General features: G+C 31.8%; 29 protein-coding genes. 23 read left to right on the top strand and 6 right to left on the bottom strand.

What is annotated here, in order from left to right; genetic code table 11:
- Window positions 1-76: 76 nt before the first annotated feature.
- Window positions 77-919: an orotidine-5'-phosphate decarboxylase gene (gene pyrF / locus ACZ0AH_RS16010; RefSeq protein ID WP_463476797.1), complete on the bottom strand. Its 843-nt coding sequence runs from the start codon at window positions 917-919 to the stop codon at window positions 77-79.
- A gap of 262 nt (window positions 920-1,181) precedes the next feature.
- On the opposite strand from pyrF, the gene ACZ0AH_RS16015 reads away from it, so the two are divergent.
- From ACZ0AH_RS16015 to ACZ0AH_RS16065, 11 genes are all read left to right on the top strand, one after another.
- Window positions 1,182-1,655, top strand: coding sequence for a Dps family protein (locus ACZ0AH_RS16015; protein ID WP_463476798.1), 474 nt, complete (start codon window positions 1,182-1,184; stop codon window positions 1,653-1,655).
- Window positions 1,656-1,762: 107 nt separating this feature from the next.
- On the top strand, window positions 1,763-1,948 hold the full coding sequence (locus ACZ0AH_RS16020; RefSeq protein ID WP_463476799.1) for a CsbD family protein: 186 nt from the start codon (window positions 1,763-1,765) through the stop codon (window positions 1,946-1,948).
- 158 nt (window positions 1,949-2,106) lie between these two features.
- Window positions 2,107-2,658, top strand: a complete 552-nt coding sequence (locus tag ACZ0AH_RS16025) for a helix-turn-helix domain-containing protein (RefSeq protein ID WP_463476800.1) — start codon at window positions 2,107-2,109, stop codon at window positions 2,656-2,658.
- A 21-nt stretch (window positions 2,659-2,679) separates the two neighbouring features.
- Window positions 2,680-3,129 (top strand): response regulator, encoded by a 450-nt coding sequence (locus ACZ0AH_RS16030; protein ID WP_463476801.1) that lies wholly within the window; start codon window positions 2,680-2,682, stop codon window positions 3,127-3,129.
- Between the two features lie 12 nt (window positions 3,130-3,141).
- Window positions 3,142-4,926 carry a sensor histidine kinase gene (locus ACZ0AH_RS16035; protein ID WP_463476802.1) on the top strand — a complete coding sequence of 595 codons (1,785 nt, stop codon included), beginning with the start codon at window positions 3,142-3,144 and terminating at the stop codon, window positions 4,924-4,926.
- 336 nt (window positions 4,927-5,262) lie between these two features.
- Complete coding sequence (locus ACZ0AH_RS16040) at window positions 5,263-5,763, top strand: DUF4142 domain-containing protein (protein ID WP_463476803.1); 501 nt, start codon at window positions 5,263-5,265, stop codon at window positions 5,761-5,763.
- Between the two features lie 39 nt (window positions 5,764-5,802).
- The gene (locus tag ACZ0AH_RS16045) at window positions 5,803-6,450 is read left to right on the top strand and encodes a porin family protein (RefSeq protein ID WP_463476804.1); all 648 of its coding nucleotides are present in this window, start codon (window positions 5,803-5,805) and stop codon (window positions 6,448-6,450) included.
- Between the two features lie 38 nt (window positions 6,451-6,488).
- Window positions 6,489-6,641 (top strand): lmo0937 family membrane protein, encoded by a 153-nt coding sequence (locus ACZ0AH_RS16050; protein ID WP_463476805.1) that lies wholly within the window; start codon window positions 6,489-6,491, stop codon window positions 6,639-6,641.
- A gap of 51 nt (window positions 6,642-6,692) precedes the next feature.
- Entirely contained in the window at window positions 6,693-6,989 is a 297-nt protein-coding gene (locus ACZ0AH_RS16055) for a YtxH domain-containing protein (protein ID WP_463476806.1), read from the top strand.
- A 34-nt stretch (window positions 6,990-7,023) separates the two neighbouring features.
- Window positions 7,024-7,413: a hypothetical protein gene (locus ACZ0AH_RS16060; protein WP_463476807.1), complete on the top strand. Its 390-nt coding sequence runs from the start codon at window positions 7,024-7,026 to the stop codon at window positions 7,411-7,413.
- A 24-nt stretch (window positions 7,414-7,437) separates the two neighbouring features.
- Complete coding sequence (locus ACZ0AH_RS16065) at window positions 7,438-7,806, top strand: hypothetical protein (protein WP_463476808.1); 369 nt, start codon at window positions 7,438-7,440, stop codon at window positions 7,804-7,806.
- A 747-nt stretch (window positions 7,807-8,553) separates the two neighbouring features.
- Here the strand turns inward: ACZ0AH_RS16065 and prfA are convergent.
- The gene (gene prfA, locus ACZ0AH_RS16070) at window positions 8,554-9,630 is read right to left on the bottom strand and encodes a peptide chain release factor 1 (protein ID WP_026981929.1); all 1,077 of its coding nucleotides are present in this window, start codon (window positions 9,628-9,630) and stop codon (window positions 8,554-8,556) included.
- Between the two features lie 475 nt (window positions 9,631-10,105).
- Between prfA and ACZ0AH_RS16075 the strand changes: the two genes are divergently transcribed.
- The 4 genes from ACZ0AH_RS16075 to ACZ0AH_RS16090 all read left to right on the top strand — a co-directional run bounded on the left by ACZ0AH_RS16075 (window position 10,106) and on the right by ACZ0AH_RS16090 (window position 13,636).
- Entirely contained in the window at window positions 10,106-10,765 is a 660-nt protein-coding gene (locus ACZ0AH_RS16075) for a hypothetical protein (RefSeq protein ID WP_463476809.1), read from the top strand.
- A gap of 213 nt (window positions 10,766-10,978) precedes the next feature.
- Window positions 10,979-12,352: a hypothetical protein gene (locus ACZ0AH_RS16080; RefSeq protein WP_463476810.1), complete on the top strand. Its 1,374-nt coding sequence runs from the start codon at window positions 10,979-10,981 to the stop codon at window positions 12,350-12,352.
- 306 nt (window positions 12,353-12,658) lie between these two features.
- The gene (locus ACZ0AH_RS16085) at window positions 12,659-13,027 is read left to right on the top strand and encodes a hypothetical protein (RefSeq protein ID WP_463476811.1); all 369 of its coding nucleotides are present in this window, start codon (window positions 12,659-12,661) and stop codon (window positions 13,025-13,027) included.
- Window positions 13,028-13,261: 234 nt separating this feature from the next.
- Window positions 13,262-13,636: a superinfection immunity protein gene (locus ACZ0AH_RS16090; RefSeq protein ID WP_463476812.1), complete on the top strand. Its 375-nt coding sequence runs from the start codon at window positions 13,262-13,264 to the stop codon at window positions 13,634-13,636.
- 65 nt (window positions 13,637-13,701) lie between these two features.
- On the opposite strand, the gene ACZ0AH_RS16095 is transcribed toward ACZ0AH_RS16090, so the two are convergent.
- The 3 genes from ACZ0AH_RS16095 to ACZ0AH_RS16105 form a co-directional block, all read right to left on the bottom strand.
- Window positions 13,702-14,286, bottom strand: coding sequence for a hypothetical protein (locus ACZ0AH_RS16095; RefSeq protein WP_463476813.1), 585 nt, complete (start codon window positions 14,284-14,286; stop codon window positions 13,702-13,704).
- 4 nt (window positions 14,287-14,290) lie between these two features.
- A complete protein-coding gene (locus ACZ0AH_RS16100) occupies window positions 14,291-15,739 on the bottom strand; it encodes a hypothetical protein (protein WP_463476814.1) in 1,449 nt (482 codons plus the stop codon).
- Window positions 15,740-15,929: 190 nt separating this feature from the next.
- Window positions 15,930-16,262: a hypothetical protein gene (locus ACZ0AH_RS16105; RefSeq protein ID WP_463476815.1), complete on the bottom strand. Its 333-nt coding sequence runs from the start codon at window positions 16,260-16,262 to the stop codon at window positions 15,930-15,932.
- 201 nt (window positions 16,263-16,463) lie between these two features.
- Here ACZ0AH_RS16105 and ACZ0AH_RS16110 point away from each other — a divergent pair, with 201 nt between their 5' ends.
- The 8 genes from ACZ0AH_RS16110 to ACZ0AH_RS16145 all read left to right on the top strand — a co-directional run bounded on the left by ACZ0AH_RS16110 (window position 16,464) and on the right by ACZ0AH_RS16145 (window position 25,014).
- The gene (locus tag ACZ0AH_RS16110) at window positions 16,464-17,261 is read left to right on the top strand and encodes a PhzF family phenazine biosynthesis protein (protein ID WP_463476816.1); all 798 of its coding nucleotides are present in this window, start codon (window positions 16,464-16,466) and stop codon (window positions 17,259-17,261) included.
- A 72-nt stretch (window positions 17,262-17,333) separates the two neighbouring features.
- On the top strand, window positions 17,334-17,894 hold the full coding sequence (locus ACZ0AH_RS16115; RefSeq protein WP_463476817.1) for a YdcF family protein: 561 nt from the start codon (window positions 17,334-17,336) through the stop codon (window positions 17,892-17,894).
- 386 nt (window positions 17,895-18,280) lie between these two features.
- The gene (locus ACZ0AH_RS16120) at window positions 18,281-19,309 is read left to right on the top strand and encodes a hypothetical protein (RefSeq protein ID WP_463476818.1); all 1,029 of its coding nucleotides are present in this window, start codon (window positions 18,281-18,283) and stop codon (window positions 19,307-19,309) included.
- A gap of 7 nt (window positions 19,310-19,316) precedes the next feature.
- Window positions 19,317-20,237 (top strand): hypothetical protein, encoded by a 921-nt coding sequence (locus ACZ0AH_RS16125; RefSeq protein WP_463476819.1) that lies wholly within the window; start codon window positions 19,317-19,319, stop codon window positions 20,235-20,237.
- Window positions 20,238-21,473, top strand: a complete 1,236-nt coding sequence (locus ACZ0AH_RS16130) for a hypothetical protein (RefSeq protein WP_463476820.1) — start codon at window positions 20,238-20,240, stop codon at window positions 21,471-21,473.
- The gene (locus ACZ0AH_RS16135) at window positions 21,466-21,720 is read left to right on the top strand and encodes a hypothetical protein (protein WP_463476821.1); all 255 of its coding nucleotides are present in this window, start codon (window positions 21,466-21,468) and stop codon (window positions 21,718-21,720) included. The genes ACZ0AH_RS16130 and ACZ0AH_RS16135 overlap by 8 nt, the downstream gene beginning before the upstream one ends.
- A 209-nt stretch (window positions 21,721-21,929) precedes the next feature.
- Complete coding sequence (locus tag ACZ0AH_RS16140; protein WP_463476822.1) at window positions 21,930-24,233, top strand: DNA topoisomerase 3; 2,304 nt, start codon at window positions 21,930-21,932, stop codon at window positions 24,231-24,233.
- Window positions 24,234-24,537: 304 nt separating this feature from the next.
- A complete protein-coding gene (locus ACZ0AH_RS16145; protein WP_463476823.1) occupies window positions 24,538-25,014 on the top strand; it encodes a DUF6265 family protein in 477 nt (158 codons plus the stop codon).
- Window positions 25,015-25,484: 470 nt separating this feature from the next.
- On the opposite strand, the gene ACZ0AH_RS16150 is transcribed toward ACZ0AH_RS16145, so the two are convergent.
- A complete protein-coding gene (locus tag ACZ0AH_RS16150) occupies window positions 25,485-26,645 on the bottom strand; it encodes an MFS transporter (RefSeq protein WP_463476824.1) in 1,161 nt (386 codons plus the stop codon).
- Window positions 26,646-26,791: the final 146 nt, after the last annotated feature.

Below are 26,791 nucleotides of genomic sequence, written 5' to 3' on the forward strand. Positions count from 1 at the left end.
ATTATCTCCGTGTAACTTTGCGAAACTCTGTGAATCTCTGCGGTAAAATTATGTTCAAAGCAAGCAACCTGAAACTTTAAACCTGAAACTTTAAACTTAAAATCTCTTCCATTTCCTGTTGTACTTTCAATGCTTCTTCTCTCGCCTTTTCTGCAAAATCAGTTCCTTTTGAGGCGTAAATAATGGCTCTTGCCGAATTTACTAATAGGCCAACTTTATCATTCATTCCGTATTTGCATACTTCAGATAAACTTCCGCCCTGAGCGCCAATTCCCGGTACTAATAAAAAACTATCCGGAACAATTTTTCTGATTTCTGTAAAATATTCCGCTTTTGTAGCGCCAACAACGTACATTAAGTTTTCGCTGTTTTTCCATGTTTTAGAGGTTTCCAAAACTTGTTTGTATAATTCTTTAGCTTCGCCTCGGGTTCCGTTTATCGTTAAGGTCTGAAAATCAAAAGCACCTTCGTTAGACGTTAACGCTAACATAATGGTATGTTTGTTTTCGAAAGCCAGAAAAGGTTCAACCGAATCTTTTCCCATATAAGGTGCAACGGTTACACTATCAAAATTTAGATCTTCAAAAAAAGCTTTCGCATACATGCTTGATGTGTTTCCGATATCGCCGCGTTTTGCATCGGCAATTGTAAAAATTTCTGGAAACTTTTCATTTATATAATTGATTGTTTTTTGCAGTGACAGCCATCCTTTTATTCCATAAGCTTCAAAAAATGCTGTATTTGGTTTATAACCGACCGTTAAATCATGTGTTGCATCGATTATGGCTTTATTGAATTCGAAAACAGGATCTTCGGTTTCTAATAAATGAGGCGGAATTTTTGTCAGATCAGGATCTAATCCAACGCATAAAAATGATTTTTTTTGAAGAATTTGTTCGTGTAGTTGTTGTGTTGTCATATTGTATTTTGCTAGTGCGGCAAAATTACAAATAATATTATTGGGTTTTTACCGCAAAGCAAGCAAAGTTTTTTTATAATATTGTGTTACGCAATAACTCAAATCTAAATCAAGACATAGCTTATTTCAATATTGATTTTCACTTTTAACTTTCTAACTTTTCACAAATAACATTGAATTCATATAACATCTTGTCAAAATTATATAAGAAAAAAGGCGTAGTCATTAATTATTTTTGCTACGAACCTTAAATCAGAGAATTATGACCCCAAATATCGGAATTACGACACAAAATCTTAAGAAGAGTGCCTCTATATTAGCTACTATTTTATCTAATGAAATGACTTTGTATGTTAAAACCAGAAAGTTTCATTGGAATATTTCAGGTAATAGCTTTATGGAACTTCACAAGTTATTTGAAGATCAATACCGAATTTTGGAAGCTAATATTGATGAAGTTGCCGAAAGAATAAGCCAGCTTGGCGAAAAAACGATTGGCACAATGAAAGAGTTTATTGAAAATTCGACTCTTAAAGAATCTCCAAAAGAATATGCATCTCAAAAACATATGCTGGAGGAACTTTTAGAAAACCACGAACAAGTAGCTACTGAATTAAGAGATTATATTCCTGTTTTTGAAGATGATAACCACGATGTTGGGTCAGCTGATTTTATAACCGGTTTATTGCAGGAACATGAAAAAATGGCCTGGATTTTGCGCCGTTATCAGGCTTAAAAATCAATAAATGTGAATTATGCAACGCTTTGCTAAATTGATGTAAGACATACTTAAGCGCAAATTTGCAACTTTACATTACTATTAATACATAAAAAAACAAGGTTATGAATACCACTGAAATAAAAGGAAATTGGAATGAGTTGAAAGGGAAACTAAAACAACAATATGCTGATTTAACAGATGACGATTTGATGTTTGCAGAAGGAAAAGAAGACGAAATGTACGGAAAACTTCAGCAAAAATTAGGTAAGACAAAAGAAGAAGTTCGTCAAATTATCTCAGATTTGTAAAACCCTAGCACTCAGTCAAAAATACCGTCTAATACAAACATTAGGCGGTATTTTTTTGAAAATTTTATTTAAATTTATATAATGTTTCTGCACGTTAAAGAAGCATTAAACTCTGTAACCAAAAATAAATTAATTATCTTTAACCAAATTTCTATAAAATGAAACTATTTATAAAGTTCGATATTAATACGATCTGCTCTCTTTATCTTAAACAAAACCTGGAAGAACAAAACATAAATTTTACCACTTTAGGGTTTGGTGAGATCGAAATTGCGGATAATCTTGATGCTGAAGCACTCGAAACTTTAAAAAATAATTTGAGTCCGTGTGGTTTTGAAATTGTTGAGAACCAAAAAAGTGTTTTGGTTCAAAAAATAAAAGATGCCATTATTGAACTTGTTTTTATGGATGACAGTAATAATTATAAAAGTTCTGTATTTTTAGCTGAAAAACTAAATCATAGTTACGGTTATTTATCGAATGTGTTTTCGGAAGTAACATATTCGTCTATAGAAAATTTTATCATTTTACAGAAAATAGAAAGAGCCAAACAACTAATTATTATCAATGAAATGAGTTTGACCGAGATTGCTTTTTTACTAAATTACTCCAGTGTTGCGCATTTGAGTACGCAGTTTAAAAACACTACCGGAATTACGCCATCGGCTTTTCAGAGGATTATTAAGAAACGCAGAGAAAATTTAAAATAAAAACCTAAATACCATACTAAAATGCAAAAAAACGCATTGTACATTTTATTAGCTGATGATGATGAAGACGATCGTCTTTTTTTTAAGGATGCCTTCGAAGAGATTAAAATACAAACAAAAGTAGATTTCGTTCATGACGGAATGCAGTTAATGGATCATTTGATGGATCCTAATAACAAATTGCCTGATATTTTATTTCTGGATTTAAATATGCCTAAAAAAACAGGTAAAGAATGTTTGATCGAAATTAAAAAAACGGAGCACCTTAAAAATATTATTATCGCCATCTACTCGACTTCATCATCTGAAGAAGATATTGAGGATACTTTTATTCAGGGAGCTAATATCTACATTAAAAAACCAAGCGATTTTAATACCCTTAAAAAAATAATTAATGAAGTTGTTACGGTAAACTGGCACTATCACACTTCAGGATTAAACCGTGATAATTTCTTGTTGCGACTAAAATAATTTATATGCCAAATGAAATGGATACCAAATTTTAATTCTTCAAACTCTTTGAGAGTTATTTTTGTGCTCGCAGTTTTCATTCTGTTATTTCTGTCTTCAATTGCTTACAAACACAACCAGGATTTAAACGAATCCAGTAAAGTAGTAATGCATACGTATGAAATTAACATACAACTGGAACGTTTAATGTCTGCTATTAAGGATGCCGAAACAGGTCAGCGCGGTTACATCATTACACGCAATGCCCGATTTTTAACTCCATATATTCATTCGCGAGACAAGGTAAACACTTCATTTATTACATTAAAAAAATTAACTGCTGATAACCCTATACAGCAAAAAAACCTTCAAAAGTTATTTAAACTTATCACACAGCGATTTGTTTCTTTTGAGAATTGCCTAAAATACAGTGACCCCAAAACATATGATAAACGAAAACTCGACAATCATATGTTTGGCGGTCGAATTTTGATGGAAAATATTCGGTTTCAGGTTGATGAAATGAATGACATCGAAAAAAATTACTTATCAGAAAGACTTAAAATCTACGCTGCCGAAATTTCTTTAAGCCCAATTTTTTCTATTACGTTATTCTTAGCGGCATTGAGTTTTATATTATTGGCTTACAGACAAATTAGCCGTGATATTGAACGCCTGAAAATCTTCAATAAAAAACTTTTGATTTCTAACGGGTTAATCGCCGAATCTGAAATTATAGGTAAATTTAGTACCTGGCAATGGGATTTAGACAGCAACAAAATCGATTATTCAGACAATCAATATCGTTTATTAGGTTTCGAACCCAATGCTTTTGTTCCTGTAAAAGAAACTTTTCTGGATTTTGTTCATCCTGACGATAAAGAAACTGTTGCAAAATCTATGGAAGGTATTATCAATAAAAGACAATTGCCTTTTGTTTACTATAAAATTATGCTTCCAAGTCACGAAATAAGATATTTTAAATCAACAGGGAAGTTATTGACGGATCAGCAGGGAAGCAAAATTTTACTGGGAATTAATTTTGATATTACCGATGAGCATTTACTAAATATCGAACTTCAGGAACGTAACAGGGAATTAGAAAAGAGCAATAAGGAATTAGCTTCTTTTAATCATGTTGCAAGTCACGATTTGCAGGAACCTTTAAGAAAAATCCAGACATTTATTTCCAGAGTTTCAGAAACTGATAAAGCACTTATATCTGAGAGTGGAAAAGATTATATAAATAAAATAGAAGTTTCGGCAAAAAGAATGCGTGTTTTAATTGATGATCTTCTTTTATTTTCAAGAACAAATACGACCAAAAAAGAATTCATTAAATCAAACTTAAATGAATTGCTGGAAAATGCCCAATCTGAATTAACGGAAATCATCGACGAGAAAAAGGCGGTTATTAAAGCAACAAAATTGCCAAAGCTTTCTGTTATTCCGTATCAAATTGAACAGTTATTCATTAACCTGATCGGAAATTCTTTAAAATACAATCAGCCAGATTCTATTCCTGAAATTACGATTGAGAGCGAAAAAGTAAATTCGGCCGATTATCCTGAATTTTTAGAACAGAATATAAAGAAGTTTCATAAAATAACTTTTTCTGATAACGGAATGGGATTTGATCCACAGTTTAAGGAAACCATTTTTGTATTATTTCAGCGTTTGCATTCGAAAACAGATTATCCAGGAACCGGAATTGGTTTGGCGATTTGTAAAAAAATTGTAGAGAATCATAAAGGTCATATTTTGGCTGATAGCACTCCTGGAAAAGGATCTGTTTTTACGGTTTTTCTTCCGGATTAAATCTTACAATTTTAAAAGCAAAAAATTACTGCTCAAAAAAATCCATTCTTACATTTTAAATATAAAAGTAAACCACAGATTTGTCTGTGGTTTTATTTTTTTTATACCATACGCAAAAAACTTTTACTTCATAAATCCTATATAAATCAAGCCTTTACAGTAAATATAAATTCATTATGGGAATTATATAACGTTTCTTTTTTATGCTGTAAAGAAAAATGTTTGTTTCGTTAGCATCTTTGTAATGTAATACTTTATGAAGTAATAATGAAAGCAATGCCCCCACTAAAAGCAACAATTTTTAGAGTAGTTTTTTTATTGATAATCTTAGTTTGTATGTCATCATGCAAAAAAAATAATCTGATAGAAAACTCATTAAAAACTGAAACTTTTAACAAAAATGAAAAAGAAGAAATAGAAGCCTTTTTTTTTATCGCAACGGCAAATGTTAGTCAGTCCATTATTTCGAAAAGTCAAATTGCACAACAAAAAAGTTCTGAAAATAAAATACTGGAATTAAGCACAAAAATTGAAAGTTATCAAAATCAGGTATTAGATGAAGTAACAAAAATGGCAAATCAAAAGCTCATTATTATTACAGAAATTAATGCGACTCACAAAAGAGATTTATATGATTTGATTGATGCAACAGATGCCAATTTTAAAGATGCTTATGTAGATTCTATAATAGAGTCTTTAAAAGAACAAATTGGGTTGTTTGAATCTGTTTCGAAACAAACAAACGACAAAACAATCCTGAAATTTGTTTTACAGTATTTACCGGGACAATACGAGCTTCTTAGGGAAACCGAGAAACTAAAACAAGTAATTAATTAAATGCCTTATATATATTATTATTAACTAAATTTTTTAACTATGAAAATGCAATCAAATTTTTTATGCGCCTTAACTCTTTTTCTAACAGCTTCATTTGGAATGCTGCACGCTCAGGACAATAATGTAAATACAGAATTCGGTGTAAAAGGAGGATTTAACATGTCTAATTTTTTATCAGACAATAATGAAGCAACTGACAAAAATGTGCTGTATGGTTTTAATGCCGGTGTTTATGCCACATTACCTATTTCAGATTTTATCGCAATTCAGCCAGAGATTTTATTTACAACAAAAGGTGCTGAATTAGAATACGATAATGCTTTTGCAAGCGGAAATACAAAATTCAGATTAAACTATATCGAAGTTCCTTTATTAGTAAGAGTTAATATCACTAAAAATTTCAACGTTCACGCCGGTGGTTACGCATCTTACTTAGTAAGCTCTAAAGTTACAGGTGACGGAACATTTAATTTTGATGAGGATGTTGATCCAGATGATTTGAACAAATTTGATGCAGGTTTATCTGCAGGTGTAGGTGTAGATTTTGCTCCAATCAGTATTGGTTTAAGATACAACTACGGATTAACAACTATTGGAAAAGAAAGAACTGTTGCTGGAACAACTTATACTTTTCCGGATGCTAAAAACAGCAACCTGAGTTTATACCTTTCGTATAAGCTAAACTAAAAAATAAAATTAATTATTAACCATAAATATATAAAACCATGTCAAATTTATTATATACAGTTGCAGTAATTCTGGTTATTCTTTGGGCCCTTGGGTTCTTTGTTTACAGCGCCGGAAGTATCATTCACATATTATTGGTAATTGCAATTATCGCAGTACTATTCAGACTTATTAAAGGTCGAGAAGTTTAAAAAAATCAAACAATTATTAAAAATTTTATATTAATCACTAAATCAAATATTATGAAAACGAGTAACACAATTTTAGGAATTTTAGGAGCTGCAGCGGCAGGAGCATTTTTAGGAGTATTATTTGCACCGGATAAAGGTTCAAATACAAGAAAAAAAATCTCAGATAAATCAAAAGATTACGGAGATAATTTAAAAGGAAAAGTTGATGGAATCCTAAGCACAATTACTTCAAACAGTAAAGATATTATTGAAGAAGGAAAAGCAAAATTCAATCAGGTAAAAGATGAGTTTAATGCTGCAAAAGATGATGCTAAAAACACCGCAAACGCTGTTAAGACGAACTACTAAGAGTGAATTTTTTAAATCATAAATACCCTATATCATGGAATCAAATGCAACAACAAACGAGAACTTAAATCTTTATGAGAAAGCAGAAAACTATACTAAAACGAGTTTAGAATTATTTAAACTTAAAGCAGTATCAGCAGCAGCGGATGTTTTATCGACATTAACTTCTAAGATAGCAGTTGGAGCTGTTGTTGCATTTTTTACCTTGTTCCTGAACATTGGGCTTAGTTTATGGATTGGAAAAGAACTTGGGGAATATTATTTTGGCTTTTTTATCGTGGCGCTTTTTTACTTAATTGTTGCCATTGTAATGCACAAAGCACAACATTCGCTTATTAAAACACCAATTGGAAATATGATTATTTCCAGCATTTTAAAAGAAACTAAAGAAGAGGAAGAAAAAGCTAAAACTGATTTAAACTAATTGATAAAATTAAAAAAGACTGTTATGGAAACTATTTACACTATTGATGCCTTAAATCAGAATATTAAACGCTTAGAGTTACAGCAAGATCAGGAATGGTGCTCAATAAAAGATGAAATTGATGAAATCAAGCATAATCTAAAACCACTTAATCTCATTAAAAATACGGTTGCAGAAATTAACGAAACTGTTGGTTTCAAAGGCAATTTGGCCCAATCAGCAATTAGTATTGGTATAGGTTATTTAGCGAAAAGATTCGTAGTTGGCAAATCCGACTCGACTGCCAAAAATATCTTTGGATCACTATTGCAGCTTGTAGTAACTAACTTAGTTTCTAAAAAACAGGAACCTTCACACGAAGATTCCTTACATCACGAACCATCAAGAGAGTAATTGTATAACTATTAAATAAAAGTATTATGGAAAAGATCACAGATATAGTATTGAAAAATGGTGTATATGTTTACTCGAATCTATATAAATGTTTTGAATTTACAAGAGTATTTCTAGGTATCTAACTCGCTTTATACGTTTTATAAACAAACGGTTAAACAGTTAATATCCTTCACTATATATCTTAAGGTTCTGAGGTTCTAAGTTACAAAGGTGCAAGGGTTTCTTTGCAAGCCTTTTTTAAGGTTCTGAGATACTACGGCACTAAGTTGTACAGTTTCTTTGCAAGCCTTTCTTAAGGTTCTGAGATACTAAAGCACTAAGGTGCAAAGGTTTTCTTTGCAAGCCTAAAACAACTTAACCTGAACCAAAAAAGAGACTGTTTCAAATGTGAGACAGTCTCTTTTTCTTTTTAAGGTACTGAGAATCTGAGATGCTGAGTCTCTAAGTTGCTAAGATTCTAAGTAAAAAAAGAATCAGATTTAAAACATTAAAATCCGTTTGATGTCATCGCATTCCACATAGCCCAAGGTTTCAATCTTTGGATACCGATCATCGATGTAATAATACATGGCAATAATATATTGTGACAAATATTGCGTCCCAACGGTTGAAACCGTTGGCTATGTTTTATTATCCTGATGCTGGAATTGTATTTCAAAAAAAATATCCCGTTTCACGATTAGTGAAACGGGATATTTTTTATAATCTAAGAAGTCTAACAATCTAAAAATCTAGAAGTCTAAATTAGAAAACTTCCGAAGCTTCTTTTAATTTCTCCATATTGTTTACCAATTGTAATTCGGCAACAATTTTCTGAATGTCACCATTCATGATATTTCCTAAATCGTATAAAGTCAAACCAACTCTGTGATCTGTTACACGACCCTGAGCGTAGTTGTACGTACGAATCTTAGCCGAACGGTCACCAGAACTTACCTGAGACGTACGTTTTGTAGCATCTTCAGCTTCTTTCTTAGCCAATTCCTGTTCGTATAAACGAGAACGTAAAACGTTCAATGCCTTATCTTTATTTTTGTGCTGTGATTTCTGATCCTGACATTGCGCCACCAATCCGGTTGGAATGTGCGTTAAACGTACAGCTGATTTCGTTGTATTTACCGATTGTCCTCCAGGTCCTGATGAACAGAAGAAATCCACACGAACATCGTTCATATCAATTTGTACATCAAATTCTTCCGCTTCCGGTAAAACCATTACTGTTGCTGCAGATGTATGCACACGACCTTGCGTTTCTGTCTGAGGAACACGCTGTACACGGTGAACACCAGCTTCAAATTTTAAAGTTCCATAAACATCTTCGCCGGAAACCTCAAAAATAACCTCTTTAAAACCACCGGAAGTACCTTCGTTCATATCTACAACCGAAGTTCTCCAGCCTTGGTTTTCACAATATTTCGTATACATTCTAAACAAATCTCCTGCAAAAATACTAGCTTCATCCCCACCCGTTCCGGCGCGAATCTCCACCATTACATTTTTAGCATCTTCTGGATCTTTAGGAATCAACATAAATTTGATTTCTTCCTCAAGTTCCGGCAATCTTTCTTTTGCTTCATCTAGCTGCATTTTGGCCATTTCGGTCATATCTGCATCACTTCCATCCGCAATAATTTCGTTTGCCTCATCTATATTAGCCATCAAAAGCACATATTCATCACGCTTTTCAGCCAATGCTTTCAGGTTTTTGTACTCTTGATTCAATTGCACATAACGTTTTTGATCAGAAATAACATCCGGCTGGATAATCAAATCCGAAATCTCGTCAAAACGCTGTTTTACTATTTGAAGTCTATCTAACATTTTCTAATTCCTTTTATTGGAGTGCAAATTTACGAAATTTTTGTTGAAAATTCTAGTATTGATTTTTTGAGTTTTTTATGGGTGGTTTTGATGAGACGTTTAATTATTTTTGGAGCTGTTTCCTGCTCCCGAAGCTCGGGACGTTTTAATCTTTTATGCCGAACACCGGCACAAAAGGATTTTTACTTCTATCAGGGCTAGGGATTTTTAGGTTTTTAATTGGCTTTTATGGATTTCCGTAAAATTGTTGAATTAAAGGGATTTACTTTTAGAGAAAAAAATCAGGTATTTTTACTTGGTGATTAGTTTAAATTAAAGACGATGTTTGTTTCTTAAGAATTCAATTATTCACTATGATTTATAAAATGATAAAATTCATAAAATTAAGCATCTAGATAGCACTAATATATCTCAGTCTAGATAAAGAGGATACAATTTGTAATCAGAAAAACAACTCTTAAAACCCTCATACTTAATGAAAGTAGATACTTTGCAAATCGATATAATTTTAAAAATTGTACAAATATTATTTTATTTAACTGCAGCGGTTATTGCTATATTGACCTATTTAAGTGCGAAAAAAGGCTTATTGAATACCGTTAACACTGAATATCACAAAAGAGCTTTTGATAAAATAGAAAGTTTATCTCAAGAATTACTATCTGAATTTGATCCTAAATCAAAAGATTGGTGGGCAAAAGATGATCCTCTAAAAAAATTTCTAAAGGATAGACATAAAATTTTTGAAAAAAATAAAGATGCAATTCTAAAAGCAAAAGAATTTAATTCTGGAGTTCCATCACCAAAATCCTTTGATAGACTTGTTGGAATTGTTAGAAGAATAAAGTCTGACCCTTTTATTCCTAAAGAAATACGAGATAATGTTATTTTACATCTTGAGAACAGATCAAATAAAATGCTTGATATTCAAATCCAAGAAATAACCAAATATTTAAATGAATTAGCAAATGGAAAACATGGTGATGATTACGAATTAAATTCCGCAATTGTACATAATCGAATAAATGACAGGCTTTATAAAAATAATTGTGGTATATCTCAAGTCGAAACACAAGTCCATGAAATTAGACTTTTTATTCAATTATATTTAGAAAAGTTTGATCCATTAAGATAATTAATTATGTTGCTTGTTATATCTTTTAAAGCAAACCTTGTTTCAGTTTGCTAATTTATTACAATAACGCATTCATTTTCAAAAGATTTTTTATAGTTTTTTGTAAAGAATGTGTTTGTACTAAATTTATATATTAGAATAATAAATACCTTTAAAATTAGAATATTAAAAAAATAAAATTTCATATAAACTAAAGAATAATTAAAGTAACATATGAATTTAGAACACATCTCACTTTTAATGGAATTCTTAAAGAGCCCGATAAGCCCTTTAAATGGTGAGTTAATAAATACTGTGAATGTTAGCAATATTAAGAAACTAACAGAAAAGTTAGATATAAAAAATGTTAGAATTTATATCTATAACACTGCTGGAAAAAAACTTCGCGAAAAACAGATCATCGGTGATTCTGCAGAATGGAAAATAGCTGATATCTCTAAATTAACTCAAGAAGTCGTTGTTTTTAAAAAACTTCACTTTATTAGAATATTTTACACAACAAATGAAGGTAGACCAATTACCATTGGATATTTAGGCATTCATCGAGAGAAAATCCTGAATAATAGTGAACTTGGGTTAATGCAATTATTTTGTCGTCTATATGGTGAACATATAAGAAAAAGGATTTCACTTACTATAAAAAGCAAAACATTATTACAACTTCAAAACATTTCAAGCGTTGCAAATAGTTCTGAATTGCCTGGTTCTAAAATTTCGAAAATACAAGATAGTTTACATAGAGCAACAAATGCTTATACTAGTTATTATTGTGTTATTGATAACAACGCCGTTATTGTTGATTATGTAAAAAGGTCAAATAGAGATAGTACATTTTTTCCTCAAACAAGACCTATTCAAACTTCAGATCAATTTATTAAATCATTAGATAAAACGTCAATTGTATATAAATCTAACGACAAACAACTTATACCTCTTTTTAACAATTTTAAAAGATACGATTCTTCTTTAAATGAAAATTTTTTAATTTTCTTCTATCCAACAAAATACAATAACATAATAATTGGTTGTTGGATTTTTATATTTTCAGACAGACAATTTTTTGATAAAGACGAAGTCAGCACTCTTGTAGAGGTTTCAGATTCATTAATAAAAATCAATTACAAATATTTATATCAACGAAAAACTAAAAAAATGATAGTCGAACCAATTTTTAAAAACAGAGACACTAAAATTAATAATAAAAAAATTTTTGTTTTAATGCCATTTACTTTAGAATGGTCAAATCGAATATGGCAAAAAATGATTAAACCAACTATTGAAGAAAATGGTTACGATGCAATGCGTGCTGATGACTTGTATGGACAAGATATTATGGAAGATATTTGGAGTAGCATTTTGTCAGCCCATTTAATAATAGCAGACATAACCGATCGTAATGCTAATGTTTTCTATGAACTTGGAATTGCTCATACCTTAGGAAAAAAGGTTATTTTATTAGCTCAAGACACAAAGGATATTCCTTTCGATTTAAATCGATACAGACATATAATTTATCAAGATAATTTTGATGGATACGAAATATTAAAGAATAAACTTGAAGGAGCTATAAAAGATCTTGGTCGATAATTATTCCGCTTTTCGAAGTGTTCTATTATCGCAATCGCTGTGCGAAGTCTCCCGACTTCGTACCCGTTCCAATAAGCAACAATGTAGATTAAATGCATTATACATAAGAATTGAATTTTTAACAGAAAATTTACTTAAAGGATAATAATTGCGGGTACGAAGTCGGGACACCCCCTCAGCTTTCCGAAGTGTTTTTAATGTTACAAAAATATTTTACGTAATTTTATTGTCTTAAAAACTAAAAATATAATAAAAGTCTCCTGATTTTTTTACGAATTATTTCAAAACAATTATGAAAATACAATTATGAAAAAAGCATATTTTTTTCTTTTATTTGGTTTACTTTTTAACATCGGTTTTTCTCAAGAATCAAATTGTGAAAAATTTAAAATTGGAAAATTTCTTTACACTAGTGAAGGGCTTCCAAATATAACTGTAATCCGAACCGAAACAATCCAAACTGAAATTATAAAAGAATCAACCGAAGAAATTCAAGGTACAATTGTTTGGAAATCAAATTGTAATTATGAATTTACCTTTTCAAAATGTCCTAAAAAAGAGTTTTTAGGAAAAACTATGTCTGTTGAAATATTTGATGCAAAAGGAAATATTGCAAAAGGTAAAGCTCTGTTTGAAGGAGTTAACATTAATTTCAATATAGAAAAATTAGATTAATTAAGTATAATTGATATTATTTAAATAAGTAAAAGTGTTCTTCTGACATACTACACAAATATTCCCCGCTCCTCGAAGTGTTCACATCATCGCAATCGCTGTGCGAAGTCTCCTGACTTCGTACCCGCTCGTTAAACGCAATCTAAAGAACTTAAAAAAGACGCTCACATTAGCCAAGAAAATTTACACATATAATCACTAAAGACAAATATTAACTAATCAAAATAAACATTTATGGGAAGAATTGGAGCAACAGAATTACTCGTACTTGTAATTCCTTTTTTAGCAATTTATTTTTTACCATCCTTTATTGCACTGAGTCGCAAGAAAACTAATCGTACTTCAATAATCTTATTAAATTTATTTTTGGGCTGGACATTCATTGGTTGGATAGTTTCATTAGTATGGGCTTGCACAACAAATAACGAACCTCAAACAATTGTAGTAAACAATAATTCCTATCCAAAAGAAGAAAATTCCTCTGATTTACAAAAGAATGATTATGATGAAAAATTAAATAGTTTACAAAAACTAAAAGAGTTGTTAGATTCTGGTGTTTTATCTCAAGAAGAGTTTGAACAGCAAAAATCAAAAGTTTTGACTTTATAGTTTTCCGATAATTCTATAAATTTAAAAAGCCTGTCTTAATTTAATATTGGCAGGCTTTAAAAAAATTAATAATAAATATAGTCTCCTATAATCCTATCGACAACCCATTTCTCTTTTTCTTTTTTCATTATCACAAGTCGTGGTTTAGAACTACCAAAGAAAGTATAGATGTTGACATAAAACAAAATGTATTTTTCATCCATGTAAAACATAGGCTCGGAAAGTGTAATAACTGTATCTATTTCAGTGTTCAGATATTTTTCCATAAAATTAGCTCCGAGTAATCCTTTCCTGTTTTCAAGAACGAAATTATAATCGGAAAAATCTGCTTTTTTCCAATATTTTTTAATTGTGTCTTGGGAATATTTCTTATACATTATTTTCCAATACTTTTCTACAAATAAACCTCTTGTATAGTCAATAGTATCCGTTTTATCGATAATATGTTCGGCTCCTTCGCCACGATTAAAAAGTCTTAAAGCTTCGGTATTATTTATTTTGTCGCGCTGTAAAATATACTTTGTCCCTTTTTCTATTTTTTGTGTTTCCAAGAAAACACCTATAGGCTCATAGTTTTCTACATACTGAGCACTTGCACATGACAAAATAAAAAATGGAAGTAATAGCAATGTTTTTTTTAAATGTTTCATGGTTTTATTTTTTACAAGGTGTTCCTACTGGAGTATTTACGCCATAAACAGTACCAAGTCTTTCTGTGTTAAGTCTTGCAAAAATTCTCACACGGTCTTGGTAATTTTTATCGTTTGGATCATTAGGATAAGTTTTATTAAATTGAGTTGTTCCTGTCAATCCTCCCCATGCCAAATCCAGATAGATTTGTTTTGGAAAATCAGCTACAACAGGTTGCCCCGTTTGAAACTCTTCGATCGTTGCTGCAATTGCATATACGTACTGACTAGCAATTAACTCATGATGTGCTTCAGGAAGGATAGATGGGTCTTTTGAAATTTGTTGTTGGACATAAGCTTCATAAATAGTTGGAAAATCGAATGTACCTGACGCTCCGTTAGAATTGTAATCTTGGAGTTGACTTATTAAAAATGCATGAATTATTTCATGTGTCATCGTAGCTGCTACAGATAAATCAGTAGGAGGGGATAAATTACCTGTTCCGTTAATATAATCTTGATTAAAAATCATACTAACATCTAAAGGAAAATCTTTGACAGGTCTTGTTTGTGCATAAACATTTGGATCATTATTTTGTACTTGACCAGTGGACATAACTAAATTAAAAACAGATGCCGGCGGAAGGAAGCGCGCAATCATCTTAGCAATATCTGCATTTTTTAGATTTTTAAGTCTGTCTAATACCGCTTTAGTGCAAGGGTCTAATTGATCAGATTTTATTTGTCTTTCAATCCTTTGAGCCACTGATGCAAGACCACCACCGCCTGAACTTCCGCTCCCACTACCAGTCCCGTAGCCTGGTCCTGGTGTTCCGCTTCCCGGGATTGTTGGCGGTTTTGATCCTCCACCGTAACAAGCTACTTCATATAATGCCTCAAAATGTCCGTCTTCATACCAATAACCATAATAAACACAAACTTCTTCGTCATATCTTAAAGGTACAGGTATTGAGCGTTTTGTTTTTTTGTCTGCTTTAAACTCCAGTTTACTTCCTATATTCGTTGCTAATTCTTGCACAAGAATTTTACCATCGAAATTATCTTTAATATTGTAATAATTAATATCCTTACTTGAACCTTCTTTTGAAAATATCTGAACATAAAACAATTGATAGTCACTTTCGTTATTTTTTATAAACATTAAACGATGATGATCATTGTATAAGTTAGCTTCTTTATTTGCAGAACTCAAATTGGCTGAAAGTGTAAAAGGTACTTCAATAACTTGCCCGATATTCCCGTTAGATATAATAGCATTTTTCCAATCAATTTCGCTTATATAATTTAAAACAGTTGCATTATAATCGTTTTTATTAGCATCAAACCAAATTTTAGGATCAATAGAAGACTGAGCAATATTATTTTGCCCAATTTCTTCTGTGGCACAATTTGTCATTAATAACAAAATACTTAGTATGAAGAAGTTTTTAAAAATTTTTGTACTTTTTTTCATTCAATTGGTTACTTTTTTTGCTAAAATAAAATTATTAAATTATAACAAAGCGAAAAAACTTATAAAATATGCATTACACCAAAAAAAATAAAATATCGTTCCGATAGCCAACGTAATCTATATAAATAATACAACCGAAAAGTAGGCACTAGCAATATGCTCGCGATAGGAGTCGAAAACTTATATTACATCAAACCTGCAAATGAATTTCATGCAAATCATCCAAAACTTCCATTTCATCTTCTGGTAAAAGTTGCAAAGCAATTTCAAGCAAAGTCATTACATTATGATCAGCTTCATTAAATGAAAAACAGGCCTGACTTCGGGCATCGTCATTAAGCAAAATAATACTTGCTTTTAAAAGACTTGAAACCATTAAATTTAATTCGTTATAACCAGATACTTTTAGGTTTACGCTAAACGAATTGTTATTATTATTCTTTTGTTTTAGCTTTTTGAATTTATTTATTCTTGTCATTGATTCCAGAAATTCTGTGACTTTTTCTTTATGTTTTATTTCCATGATTTTGTAGTTTTTCTCTTGAAACAAAATTATAAGTAAAAGATTTCTTTTAGGTGATTGTATACAATCGGTTGTATACAACTGTAATTTTTTAAAACATACATAAAAAACCAAATGACATAAATAATTATAAGTTTAAACAAGTAAATCTTTAAATTTGATTAAAATAATACAGTTCTAAACTTATATAAAATTTAAAAAATGAAAACATATTTTGTAGACTCATTTACAAATCAAAAATTTAAAGGAAATCCGGCTGCGGTTTGTTTACCCGATACAGAACTTGATAGCAAAACCATGCAAAGCATTGCAATAGAAATTGGATTTTCTGAAACTGCTTTTATAAAACAAATCTCAGACAACGTTTACAGCATCCGGTTTTTTTCGCCAAAAACGGAAATTCCGCTATGCGGTCATGCTACATTGGCTTCATCAAAAATTATTTTCGATACGACTTCATTTGAAAGTATAAAATTTATCAACTATGAAAATGTGGAACTGTTTATTGAGAAAGTAGGAAATAAAATCAAAATGCAATTTCCTGTTTACGACACTGAAGAAACAGAAGTGCCTCAAAAAATGATAGATGCACTTGGAATTTCTGAAATTGTAACCAAAAGATACAGTCCTAAAAATAAAATCATTTTAATCGAAATCAAGAGTGCAGCCGAACTGGCAAATTTGAAACCTGATTTTACCGCTTTGGTAAATTCACATACCGGAATAAGCGGTGTTTTAGTAACTGCAGTTTCTGACAGTGAAACTTTCGATTTTCATTACCGATATTTTTGGCCTTGGGCAGGCACAAATGAAGATCCTGTAACGGGCGGTATTCAAACTTTTTTGACTAAATATTGGGCAGGAAAACTGAATAAAACAAAACTAAATGCGTATCAGTCTTCATTAAGAACAGGAACGATGCATACAGAACTTTTAGATGACAAAGTTTTTATTCTTGGAGAAGCAGTGACGGTGTTAGAAGGGGAATTTATTTTATAATTCCAATCTTGAAGGATTTCGCTCTTCCCAACAAATCTTTAATAAAGCCCTTGAAACATTCTAAATCATTCTATGAAAAACTGGAAAAAAGCATTTAAATATCTTCTTATTCTATTTTTAATATGGTTTATGGTGCACACCATATTTATAACAGTTGATGGTTTGCACGATAACGGACAAAATGCTGATGTTGCTGTTATTCTGGGCAATAAAGTAAACGAAGACGGAACGTTATCTGAACGTCTTGAAAAGCGCTTACAATGCGGACTAAATCTATATCGAAATAAGCGTGTAAAAAAAATTATTGTAAGTGGCGGTTTTGGCAAGGAAGGTTTTTATGAAGGAGACAAAATGAAAGATTTTTTAGTTGCCCATAAAGTTCCTGATACTGCAATAATTGTCGACAATTTGGGAAACAATACACAAGCAACAGTAAGGAATACACTTAAATTAAAGGATAGTTTGCACTTTAAAAGCATAATTGTAGTATCACAATATTATCACGTAACGAGAACCAAAATGTTATTTAAAAAACAAGGTTTTCAGCATGTTAGCAGCGTAAGTCCAAACTATTTTGAGATTCGGGATTTATATTCCATTTTAAGAGAATTTGCAGGTTATTATACGCAATAAAAGTACTTTAAACTGTCAAATCAACTCTAAAAAACCATTTACAAAAGCAATAAATGCGCAAAAGTCTAAAAGACATTTGCGCATTTTTTATAAGAAGTTTTCCTTAAACTATATTTTCTGAATACTTAATCTTTCTTTCAACCATTGCTAAACACTAATAAAGTTTAGTCATTTTATCCAAAGCATTTTTGCTAATAAAGAGCAATTACGGATTTCCGTAAAATTTAAGAATCATAAGACGGTAGTTTTGAAGTATTATTTATCACAAATAGTTATTTCATAATGGTTTGTCACGATTTTTTTCTGCTATACCTGAGTCAGATATTTTTTTTTCGAACCACAAAAAACTAATTAAAACCAATTATTAATTCTAAATTTTAACTACAATGAGTAAGAAATCAATTCAGGCAACCGACCTTTTTTTGGCAGTACTTGCCTTTTTATTAATTAGTGTAAGTTTTTATCAAACCTGGCTGGGATTGGATCAGATTTTTGGTCCGGCATCTTTTATAATTGCCTTGGTCCTATCGCTTTTATTATTGTTTTTAGTCTGGATGCTTCGGGTTGCCAAAGTAGAAGGGCGTTCGACTTCAAGCCTGGTGGGAATTTATGTTTTTATCGCCTCTTTCTGTTTTATGGCCAATTTTAATGCTTTATATACCAGATTTATGAGAACCGATATTTACACAAGCGAATTAAGAGATATAAATGAACGTTTTAATAATCTGGAATCAGATGTTCAATCGAAATTAAGTTATAAATATAACGGGGCAACTGCTCAAAATATTGAGATTAAGAAAAAGCAGATGATGGAACAGATAAAAGATCCGGGAAATAAAGGAATAGGAACAAGGGCACAATCATTAATAAGGGATATAGAACAATTAACGGGACAAAAAGTTGATTTTCTAACTCCTGTCCGAAACGATTATGATGATTTGGCCGAAAGAATGGGACACCAGATAGACAATATGATTTCTGATCTTTCTCCGGAAGAAAAAGATTTAAAAACCGACATAAACAATGCGGTCTTAAAATGGAATAAAAAAATTCAGGATTTATTGCTGCTTTCCAAAAAAGAAAAAGATGACATTTCACAAGGATTAATTGACGAATCACTCACAGAATATAACAAGTTGGGCAATCGCGCACATACCGTTTTGGGCGAAGATAAATTTAAATTCACGCCCGAAGTTTCAAAAACACAAGACGTTGGCAAAATTGGATTTGCTTTCGAGCACGCTATTAAAAACTTCGGAATGTATCAATTTGTGGTATTAATGGGATGTATTTTATTAGATTTTGTGATTGTTATAATTGTATTATTAGTGACTCCCGGCAATGGAAGCAGCAGTAATTCGAGTGTCTTTAATGGCAATAAAAGAAATGGTAAAGTATTAATTGCAAAAAACTAAAATTAAGATGATTAACGATAACAACGATTTAAAGCCTTTATCATTTGATGATGAAAAATTAAAGCCCATTTCATTTGATACTACAAGTGAAACAAAAGCTGCCTTTGTTCCTTTGGCAAATGCAAGTACGAATGAGATCAAAAATAAAGACAGTAATTTTGTTTTCTTTTTTGGTGTTGGAGAATCTGGCAAATCAGTTATTCTTTCTTCAATGCTATATTATTTAAGTTCACAAGCCGGGGTCTTGCGCCCAAAATTAGGAACTCCAAATTCAAAAGAAGCACAAGTTTTACTGGCTGATTTTTTTGAAAACATCCGACAGGGAATTCTTCCAAACCGAACAACGCGTGATCAGGTAACCCGATTAGATTTGATATTTGAACCTAACAATAAATCGAAAAGGGTCCCTCCTATTAACTTGACTTTTCTGGAAACATCGGGAGAAAATCATAAAGATATTAGCCGTGGCGGAACCTATCATAGTAGTATTGAAGCGTATTTAAATGCCAATATTCCGCTGACTTTTATAATTGTTACCAGCTTTGATAACGCACATCTGGAAGATACACTGATAAACGAATTTCTGGATGAACTGGAAAGAAAAGGGAAAAATTTGAAATATATAAATGTGATTTTAGTAGTTTCTAAATGGGATAAATCCGGCAGAACAGATGTTTCAAATGAAGAGGAATTAGAAAACTTTATTAACGAAAGATTACCCAGAACGAACACGAGAATAAACTCGTACGAATTAAATAAAACATATTTTACAATTGGCAGTATTGAAAACAACGGAAACGGAGAGCGAATTACACTTTTAAACTTAGCTCCTGCCGAAATTTTGTCGAATTGGCTTTATGAAAGTATAGTGGGTTATCCGCTAGATTATGAAGGTACTTTTTGGGAACGATTAAAATTTAGCTTTTAAATGGAACAAAATATATACTTATTAGCATTTGGAACATTTGGAAACCCGTATGGTTTTAGACAGACATTTTTTAAAATTGGAAATCAAAATGTTGCAAAGTCAATTAAAACATTTGACTTAAATACGAACGCCATAAAACTATTTGAAAACAGTACATTATATGCTATCCGGAAAGAAGTCGCAAACGGATTAAATTCAATTGCATATTCTAAATACTCATTTGCAAAAGAGCAAAACTCTGACAGAGGCGGAACTTTTATTGGTGCCAGTATTTTTTTTACAAATGAAATTGCCGAAGATCATCTTACTATTACGAAACTAGACGAGTTTCATAAAATATTAGTGAGCAAAAATGTCGATGATAAAACGATTATGGTAAATCATTCGGACAAGTTTTCTGTTGATTTACCTCAGGATTTTGACAAACTTGGTTTTAATCTTAAAAGTTTTAATGAACCGTCAAATTTCAATTTATCAAATACGAGTTTAGTTGTTTATTCTTCGATAGACACCAATAAATTACAACAAAACCTTAAAAAATCATTAGAGTTATTAAACGGTTTTGATACCATTTTTTTTACTGACAATGAAGACATTGCAAAATTCACGCACAGCAAAGGCCTTTATAAAACAATAAATGAAGAAGGATTTGATAATGAAATACAAGTTTTAAGAGAGGAAAAAAAGAAACGATTACAAATAATGGTAAACGATTTCGAAAAAGAAATAGCTGAACTTGAAGAAAACAAAAGAATAACAATTAAGGCTTTTAAAGAAAGTATTGAAGAAAACTCGAGATTGCACCACGAAAACGGCAGAAAAATTGAAGAGTCTAAAAAACAAATTCATGTTCTGGAAAATAAATACGCTGAGTTTTCAAAAAAAATAAAAGAAGCCATAAGTTACGTTTATTCAAATAAAAAAATTGAAGATATAAAATCATTTCACAATGAAAACAAACGAGAATTTATAAATTTTGTCAATGAGAATACGAAACCTCAATATTTGAATAACCTGAATAATATTCAGTCAAAAACAAGTTTAAGAAGCCCACATTCTTTAAACCACGATTCGTCATCATCGTATTTTGAAATTAAGGACAGAGAAAAATCAAAAGGAAAGAAACCATCTAAAATTTTCCAATTTCTTTCGGTTTTATTTTTTGTTTTATGGGTTTTAACGTTGTCTTATTTTTTGTTTTTTAAAGATGCTTACAACTTTTTAATAAATGAATAGTAGTCTTTTTTATATAATTCTATTTGTTTTGATTTTATCAACAAATGAAACTTTTGCAGGCCGATGCACGGGCTCAGGCAGTTGTAAAGCATGTACAACATGTAGTTACTGCAGATATTGTAATAGTGGAGGAAGTTGTGGCGTTTGCGGAGGCGGAAGTGGTTTTGGAAAACTACTATTATTTGGCGGAGGCATTTTATTTATGTTTTGGCTTTTCAATGATAATTCTAATAAAAACAAAAAATAACTATTAATAAATCAGAGGATTCATTAATTTCAAAATATCATAAGCAAGAAAACTTTCGTAAAAAGAAAGAAGCTCGTTTCAGTTTCAAAAACCAACGACAAATAAAACTTTGCCTCTAGCGCCTTCGTGGCAAACCTAAACCTTAGTCGCAAAAAATTTCGATACCAACTTCTAAATCGCTAATTTCGCCTTTAAATTAGAAAGAGAAAATGAAGGTCTGTATTGCCGAAAAACCAAGTGTAGCACGAGAAATCGCATCCGTTTTGGGAGCCAATACCAAGCATGATGGATATTACGAAGGCAACGGTTATGCCGTAACCTACACTTTTGGACATTTATGCACCTTAAAAGAACCTAACGATTACAAACCGCACTGGAAAAGCTGGGATTTGAACAACTTACCCATGCTTCCTGAAAAATTTGAAACCAAAGTGGTAGAAAATTCAGGAATTCAAAAGCAATTTAAAATCGTAAAAAGTCTTTTCGACAAAGCCGAAGTTGTCATAAACTGCGGGGATGCCGGGCAAGAAGGAGAACTCATTCAGCGTTGGGTGATGAACGAAGCACATTATAAAGGCGAAGTGCAGCGCTTATGGATTTCGTCTTTAACAACCGAAGCCATAAAAGAAGGTTTTGAAAACTTAAAACCATCAGCCAATTACGACAATCTATTTTACGCAGGATTTTCAAGAGCTATTGGCGACTGGTTATTGGGTATGAATGCCACGCGTTTGTATACCGTAAAACATGGCGGTTACAAACAAGTATTGTCTATTGGCCGTGTGCAAACGCCAACATTAGCAATGGTTGTTGACCGTTGGAAAGAAATCGAAAACTTTAAACCTCAACCTTATTGGGAGCTTCAAACTTTATACAGAGAAACACTTTTTAGTTATGAAGAAGGCCGTTTTTTAAATAAAGAAGACGGACAACTTTTAGCGAATAAAGTCAAAGAAAGTGAGTTCGAAATTGTTTCTGTCGAAAAAAAGAACGGAAATGAGTTTGCACCAAAACTCTTCGACTTAACGGGTTTACAAGTATATTGCAATACAAAATTTGGATTTTCGGCAGATGAAACGCTTAAAATTGTTCAGACTTTATATGAACAAAAAGTAGTCACTTATCCCAGAGTTGATACTACTTTTTTACCCAATGATATTTATCCGAAAGTACCGGGAATTCTGCAAAAATTAACCCATTATGCCGAATTAACACAACCTCTTTTAGGAAAAAAAATAAAAAAATCGCCTAAGGTTTTCAACGATAAAAAAGTAACGGATCACCATGCGATTATTCCAACGGGAATAGAAAGTAATTTGCAGCACAATCAACAGCAAGTTTACGATATTATTACAAGACGTTTTATTGCCGTTTTTTATGACGATTGTTTGGTTGCAAACACCACAGTTATAGGAAAAGCTGCTGATGTAATGTTTAAAACTACCGGAAAAGAAATCTTAAAAAAAGGATTCCGTGTTGTTTTTGAAGATCCAAATGCTAAGGAAAAAGAAGCCGATTTATTACCCAGTTTTGTTGTGGGGGAAAAAGGTCCGCATGAGCCTTCTTTTTTAGAAAAAGAAACTAAACCGCCCAATCAATTTACGGAAGCAACTTTATTGCGTGCAATGGAAACCGCAGGAAAACAGGTTGATGACGAAGATTTACGCGAATTGATGAAGGAAAACGGAATCGGTCGTCCTTCAACGCGCGCTAATATTATCGAAACACTTTTTAAACGCCAATATATTGTTCGAAACAAAAAACAGGTTTTGCCAACACCAACGGGAATTCAGCTTATTGATACGATTCAAAACGAATTAATCAAGTCGGCTGAACTTACAGGTTCTTGGGAAAAGCAGTTGAAAGATATCGAAAAGGGAACTTTTACCGCCGCCGCATTTATCAGAAATATGAAGCGAATGGTTGAAGCTTTAGTCACCGAAGTAAGAAGTGAAACCCGACACGCCAATATCTCGCATGCAGCCACGACTCAAAAAGAAGTAATAAAAGTAGAGAAAAAGAAAGCAGCCGGAATTTTGGCAGAAACCTGTCCGAAATGCCAAAAAGCTACGCTTATAAAAGGAAAATCGGCTTACGGATGCGGTAATTATAAAGCCGGTTGTGACTTTTTATTGCCTTATACTTTTGCAGACAAAAAAATATCCGAGAATCAATATTTAAGATTAATCCAAAAAGGATCGACCGTAAATATAAAAGATTTTAAAAATGATGGCGAAACGGTTGAAGGTTTGATACGTTTTGAAGAAAATTATAAACTCAAATTAGAACCCAAGAAAGCGACTCCAAAAGCAAAATCAGAAGCCAGTTCTGATTCATTAACTTGCCCGAAATGCAAAAAAGGAACAATTCTAAAAGGAAAAACAGCTTATGGTTGTGGAGATTATAAATTAGGCTGTGATTTTAAAGTTACTTTTGATGATGTTCGAACGAAACTAAAAGATCAAAAACCAACAAAAGAACTGGTTTATTCTATATTAAGTGACAGCATTTAATTTTTTTTTTGGAACGGCTTTTTTGCCACAAATTACACAAATTAGCACGAATTTTTATTTCACGCAGATTTAAAAAGATTTAAGCAGATGCTCGCAGATATATAATTTCTAAATCCAATTAAATCTGCCCTAATCTGCCGAATCTGCGTGAAGCAAAAATCATTTTAATCCTTTATCCCGATAGCTATCGGAGTGGCAAGTTTTGCGCCCTACAACTTCAATAATAATTCGTAAAAATCATGAAATTCGTGGCAAACTATTTTATAAATTAGCCATTCAATCTAACACGAAAATATCTATACATATGTTTCAAAAAATTACTCTTATATTACTTTTAGTAGCCATCGTTTCTTGTCAAAAAAAGGAATCTGTAGAAAAAGATAAAATCAAAATTGCAGACTGGCTTATCGGAAACTGGGAAAACGTTTCACCAGATGGCGTATTATCTGAAAACTGGATCAAACTGAACGACAGTACTTTTAGTGCTGCATCTTACTTTATAAAAGGAAAAGATACACTTCATTTCGAAAACATAATTTTAGCACAAAAAGGTGAAACGCTAACTTATATCGCAACCGTACAAGGTCAAAACGATGATAAACCGGTTTCTTTTCCTTCAACTGCAGAATCTGATAAACAATTGGTTTTCGAAAATCCGCAACACGATTATCCTCAAAAAATCACGTATACAAAAAGTGCGAATAATAGTTTGACTGCTGAAATTTCTGGGAAACTGAATGGAAAAGTTAGCTCTGAGAAGTTTGTTATGACAAAGAAGTAATGAAGCATCATTATGGAGATTTTTAGATCGAGAAGGCAATTATTGGACTATTGTACCAAATAGGGATCGTTATTCTTATTCTTCAAATGAAGAAATTTTAGATACGAATTCTGTAAAAATAATTACAATTTCTAAAAATCATAAATGCTGGAAACAGGTATTTAATCTTGAAAATTTAGAAGAACTTACTTTGTACGAACCTAGTAAAGAACAAGTAGAATCTTTGTCAAAATTAACTCAATTAAAGAGATATTTTCGTATATTATTGATAAACAAAACTGGAAAGATTATCTTAAAGAAATAGAGAATTAATTATTATAAAATTTCATGATTTTCAACGGATTAAAACCCGTTGCTACAAAATAATTCATTCCTACGGAATTTTACAACAACAAAAAAGAACCATCGGTTCGACCAATTTTGTAGGGCTGGACTTCAGTCCAGCTATACGCGCAGCAAAAAACCATGAATTATTCCTTCTCCCCGATCTTATTCACCATTAAAATCATCAATATACCTAGGATCGCCATGATCAAAAATGCCCATTTCATACTTAGATATTCCGATATGAAACCCACCATTGGCGGAACAAGTAAAAACCCAAGATAACCAATTGTAGATATAGATGTCAATGCAGAACCACTGCTTAATTTTGATGATCTGCCGGCAATGCTAAATACTAAGGGAACGACACAGGAAACGCCAACTCCAATTAAAACAAAACCGAAAAAAGTGGGATAAATAAAAGGCAATAAAAAACAAATCGAAAATCCTAACGTGATCAAAATTCCGCTGTAAAGCAGGATTCGCTTTGTACCAAATTTCATTACGCCATAATCTCCAAACAAACGTCCTAAAGTTACCGCTGTGGCGAAAAATACGAATGCTGCACTGGTTAATTTTGGAGAAGCATGTAATATATTTTCAAAATAAATACCACTCCAATCGTACATCGTATTTTCGCAAGCCATAGAGACAAAACAAATCACGGCGAACTTAATCAGATTTTTTTCCGGCATCGAAAAGAACTTCTTTTTAACCGGTACAGGCTCAGTATGAATACTTAACGGATAAAAACAAGCGGTAAGCCCCATCATAAAAATGCTTACTCCCAATAAATGATGTGCCGGCGCAATATGTTGCGTTACCATAACATAGCCTAAACCAGCGCCTGAAAAAACGGCAATACTCCAAACGGCATGAAAACGGGTTATGATCGATTGTGTATATAATTTTTGAACTTCCAGCGATTGTGCATTAATCGACAAATTAAAAATATTTCGGGAAGCGCCAAAGATTAAAAGTATAATGACCAACTGCCATACAAAAGCAGCAAGACCTGGCAAAGACAGCACAATATTAAACATGATTGCTCCTAACAGCATGATATAACGGCTGCTGTATTTATTTAATAATCTTCCTGTAAAAGGCATTGTTAGCATCAAACCAATTGGAAAAGCAAATAAAACAGTACCAAATTGCGCTTCAGATAAATGCAGCTGTGCTTTGATATGCGGAATTCGAGAAACCCACGAAGAATATCCAAATCCGGAGAGGAAAAAAAATACAGTGTTAGCTATTCTATATCCTTTGGGCGAATCTTGATATTTCTTTAAAAAAGGAAGAATCATTTTAGTGTGTCAATTATTTGACCGCAAAATTAAGCCTTTTGAAGTGTAAATTCTATCCTTTTTTACCTTTTTCAAATAAATTCCGCGTAATCTTAAATATTAATTTTTATTCAATTTTATATTAAATTATTTTTAATCATTCTAAA

This window comes from Flavobacterium sp. AC105, assembly GCF_979258495.1.

Bases quoted from the DNA above. Each gene is read 5' to 3' on its own strand.
- ACZ0AH_RS16115 (WP_463476817.1), top strand. From the start codon at position 17,334: ATGAAAAACTGGAAAAAAGCATTTAAATATCTTCTTATTCTATTTTTA.
- ACZ0AH_RS16025 (WP_463476800.1), top strand. From the start codon at position 2,107: ATGAAACTATTTATAAAGTTCGATATTAATACGATCTGCTCTCTTTAT.
- ACZ0AH_RS16095 (WP_463476813.1), bottom strand. From the start codon at position 14,286: ATGAAACATTTAAAAAAAACATTGCTATTACTTCCATTTTTTATTTTG.
- ACZ0AH_RS16015 (WP_463476798.1), top strand. From the start codon at position 1,182: ATGACCCCAAATATCGGAATTACGACACAAAATCTTAAGAAGAGTGCC.
- pyrF (WP_463476797.1), bottom strand. From the start codon at position 919: ATGACAACACAACAACTACACGAACAAATTCTTCAAAAAAAATCATTT.
- prfA (WP_026981929.1), bottom strand. From the start codon at position 9,630: ATGTTAGATAGACTTCAAATAGTAAAACAGCGTTTTGACGAGATTTCG.
- ACZ0AH_RS16035 (WP_463476802.1), top strand. From the start codon at position 3,142: ATGAAATGGATACCAAATTTTAATTCTTCAAACTCTTTGAGAGTTATT.
- ACZ0AH_RS16055 (WP_463476806.1), top strand. From the start codon at position 6,693: ATGAAAACGAGTAACACAATTTTAGGAATTTTAGGAGCTGCAGCGGCA.
- ACZ0AH_RS16110 (WP_463476816.1), top strand. From the start codon at position 16,464: ATGAAAACATATTTTGTAGACTCATTTACAAATCAAAAATTTAAAGGA.
- ACZ0AH_RS16080 (WP_463476810.1), top strand. From the start codon at position 10,979: ATGAATTTAGAACACATCTCACTTTTAATGGAATTCTTAAAGAGCCCG.
- ACZ0AH_RS16030 (WP_463476801.1), top strand. From the start codon at position 2,680: ATGCAAAAAAACGCATTGTACATTTTATTAGCTGATGATGATGAAGAC.
- ACZ0AH_RS16120 (WP_463476818.1), top strand. From the start codon at position 18,281: ATGAGTAAGAAATCAATTCAGGCAACCGACCTTTTTTTGGCAGTACTT.
- ACZ0AH_RS16130 (WP_463476820.1), top strand. From the start codon at position 20,238: ATGGAACAAAATATATACTTATTAGCATTTGGAACATTTGGAAACCCG.
- ACZ0AH_RS16100 (WP_463476814.1), bottom strand. From the start codon at position 15,739: ATGAAAAAAAGTACAAAAATTTTTAAAAACTTCTTCATACTAAGTATT.
- ACZ0AH_RS16085 (WP_463476811.1), top strand. From the start codon at position 12,659: ATGAAAAAAGCATATTTTTTTCTTTTATTTGGTTTACTTTTTAACATC.
- ACZ0AH_RS16145 (WP_463476823.1), top strand. From the start codon at position 24,538: ATGTTTCAAAAAATTACTCTTATATTACTTTTAGTAGCCATCGTTTCT.
- ACZ0AH_RS16065 (WP_463476808.1), top strand. From the start codon at position 7,438: ATGGAAACTATTTACACTATTGATGCCTTAAATCAGAATATTAAACGC.
- ACZ0AH_RS16040 (WP_463476803.1), top strand. From the start codon at position 5,263: ATGTCATCATGCAAAAAAAATAATCTGATAGAAAACTCATTAAAAACT.
- ACZ0AH_RS16050 (WP_463476805.1), top strand. From the start codon at position 6,489: ATGTCAAATTTATTATATACAGTTGCAGTAATTCTGGTTATTCTTTGG.
- ACZ0AH_RS16045 (WP_463476804.1), top strand. From the start codon at position 5,803: ATGAAAATGCAATCAAATTTTTTATGCGCCTTAACTCTTTTTCTAACA.
- ACZ0AH_RS16020 (WP_463476799.1), top strand. From the start codon at position 1,763: ATGAATACCACTGAAATAAAAGGAAATTGGAATGAGTTGAAAGGGAAA.
- ACZ0AH_RS16150 (WP_463476824.1), bottom strand. From the start codon at position 26,645: ATGATTCTTCCTTTTTTAAAGAAATATCAAGATTCGCCCAAAGGATAT.
- ACZ0AH_RS16140 (WP_463476822.1), top strand. From the start codon at position 21,930: ATGAAGGTCTGTATTGCCGAAAAACCAAGTGTAGCACGAGAAATCGCA.
- ACZ0AH_RS16105 (WP_463476815.1), bottom strand. From the start codon at position 16,262: ATGGAAATAAAACATAAAGAAAAAGTCACAGAATTTCTGGAATCAATG.
- ACZ0AH_RS16125 (WP_463476819.1), top strand. From the start codon at position 19,317: ATGATTAACGATAACAACGATTTAAAGCCTTTATCATTTGATGATGAA.
- ACZ0AH_RS16090 (WP_463476812.1), top strand. From the start codon at position 13,262: ATGGGAAGAATTGGAGCAACAGAATTACTCGTACTTGTAATTCCTTTT.
- ACZ0AH_RS16135 (WP_463476821.1), top strand. From the start codon at position 21,466: ATGAATAGTAGTCTTTTTTATATAATTCTATTTGTTTTGATTTTATCA.
- ACZ0AH_RS16075 (WP_463476809.1), top strand. From the start codon at position 10,106: ATGAAAGTAGATACTTTGCAAATCGATATAATTTTAAAAATTGTACAA.
- ACZ0AH_RS16060 (WP_463476807.1), top strand. From the start codon at position 7,024: ATGGAATCAAATGCAACAACAAACGAGAACTTAAATCTTTATGAGAAA.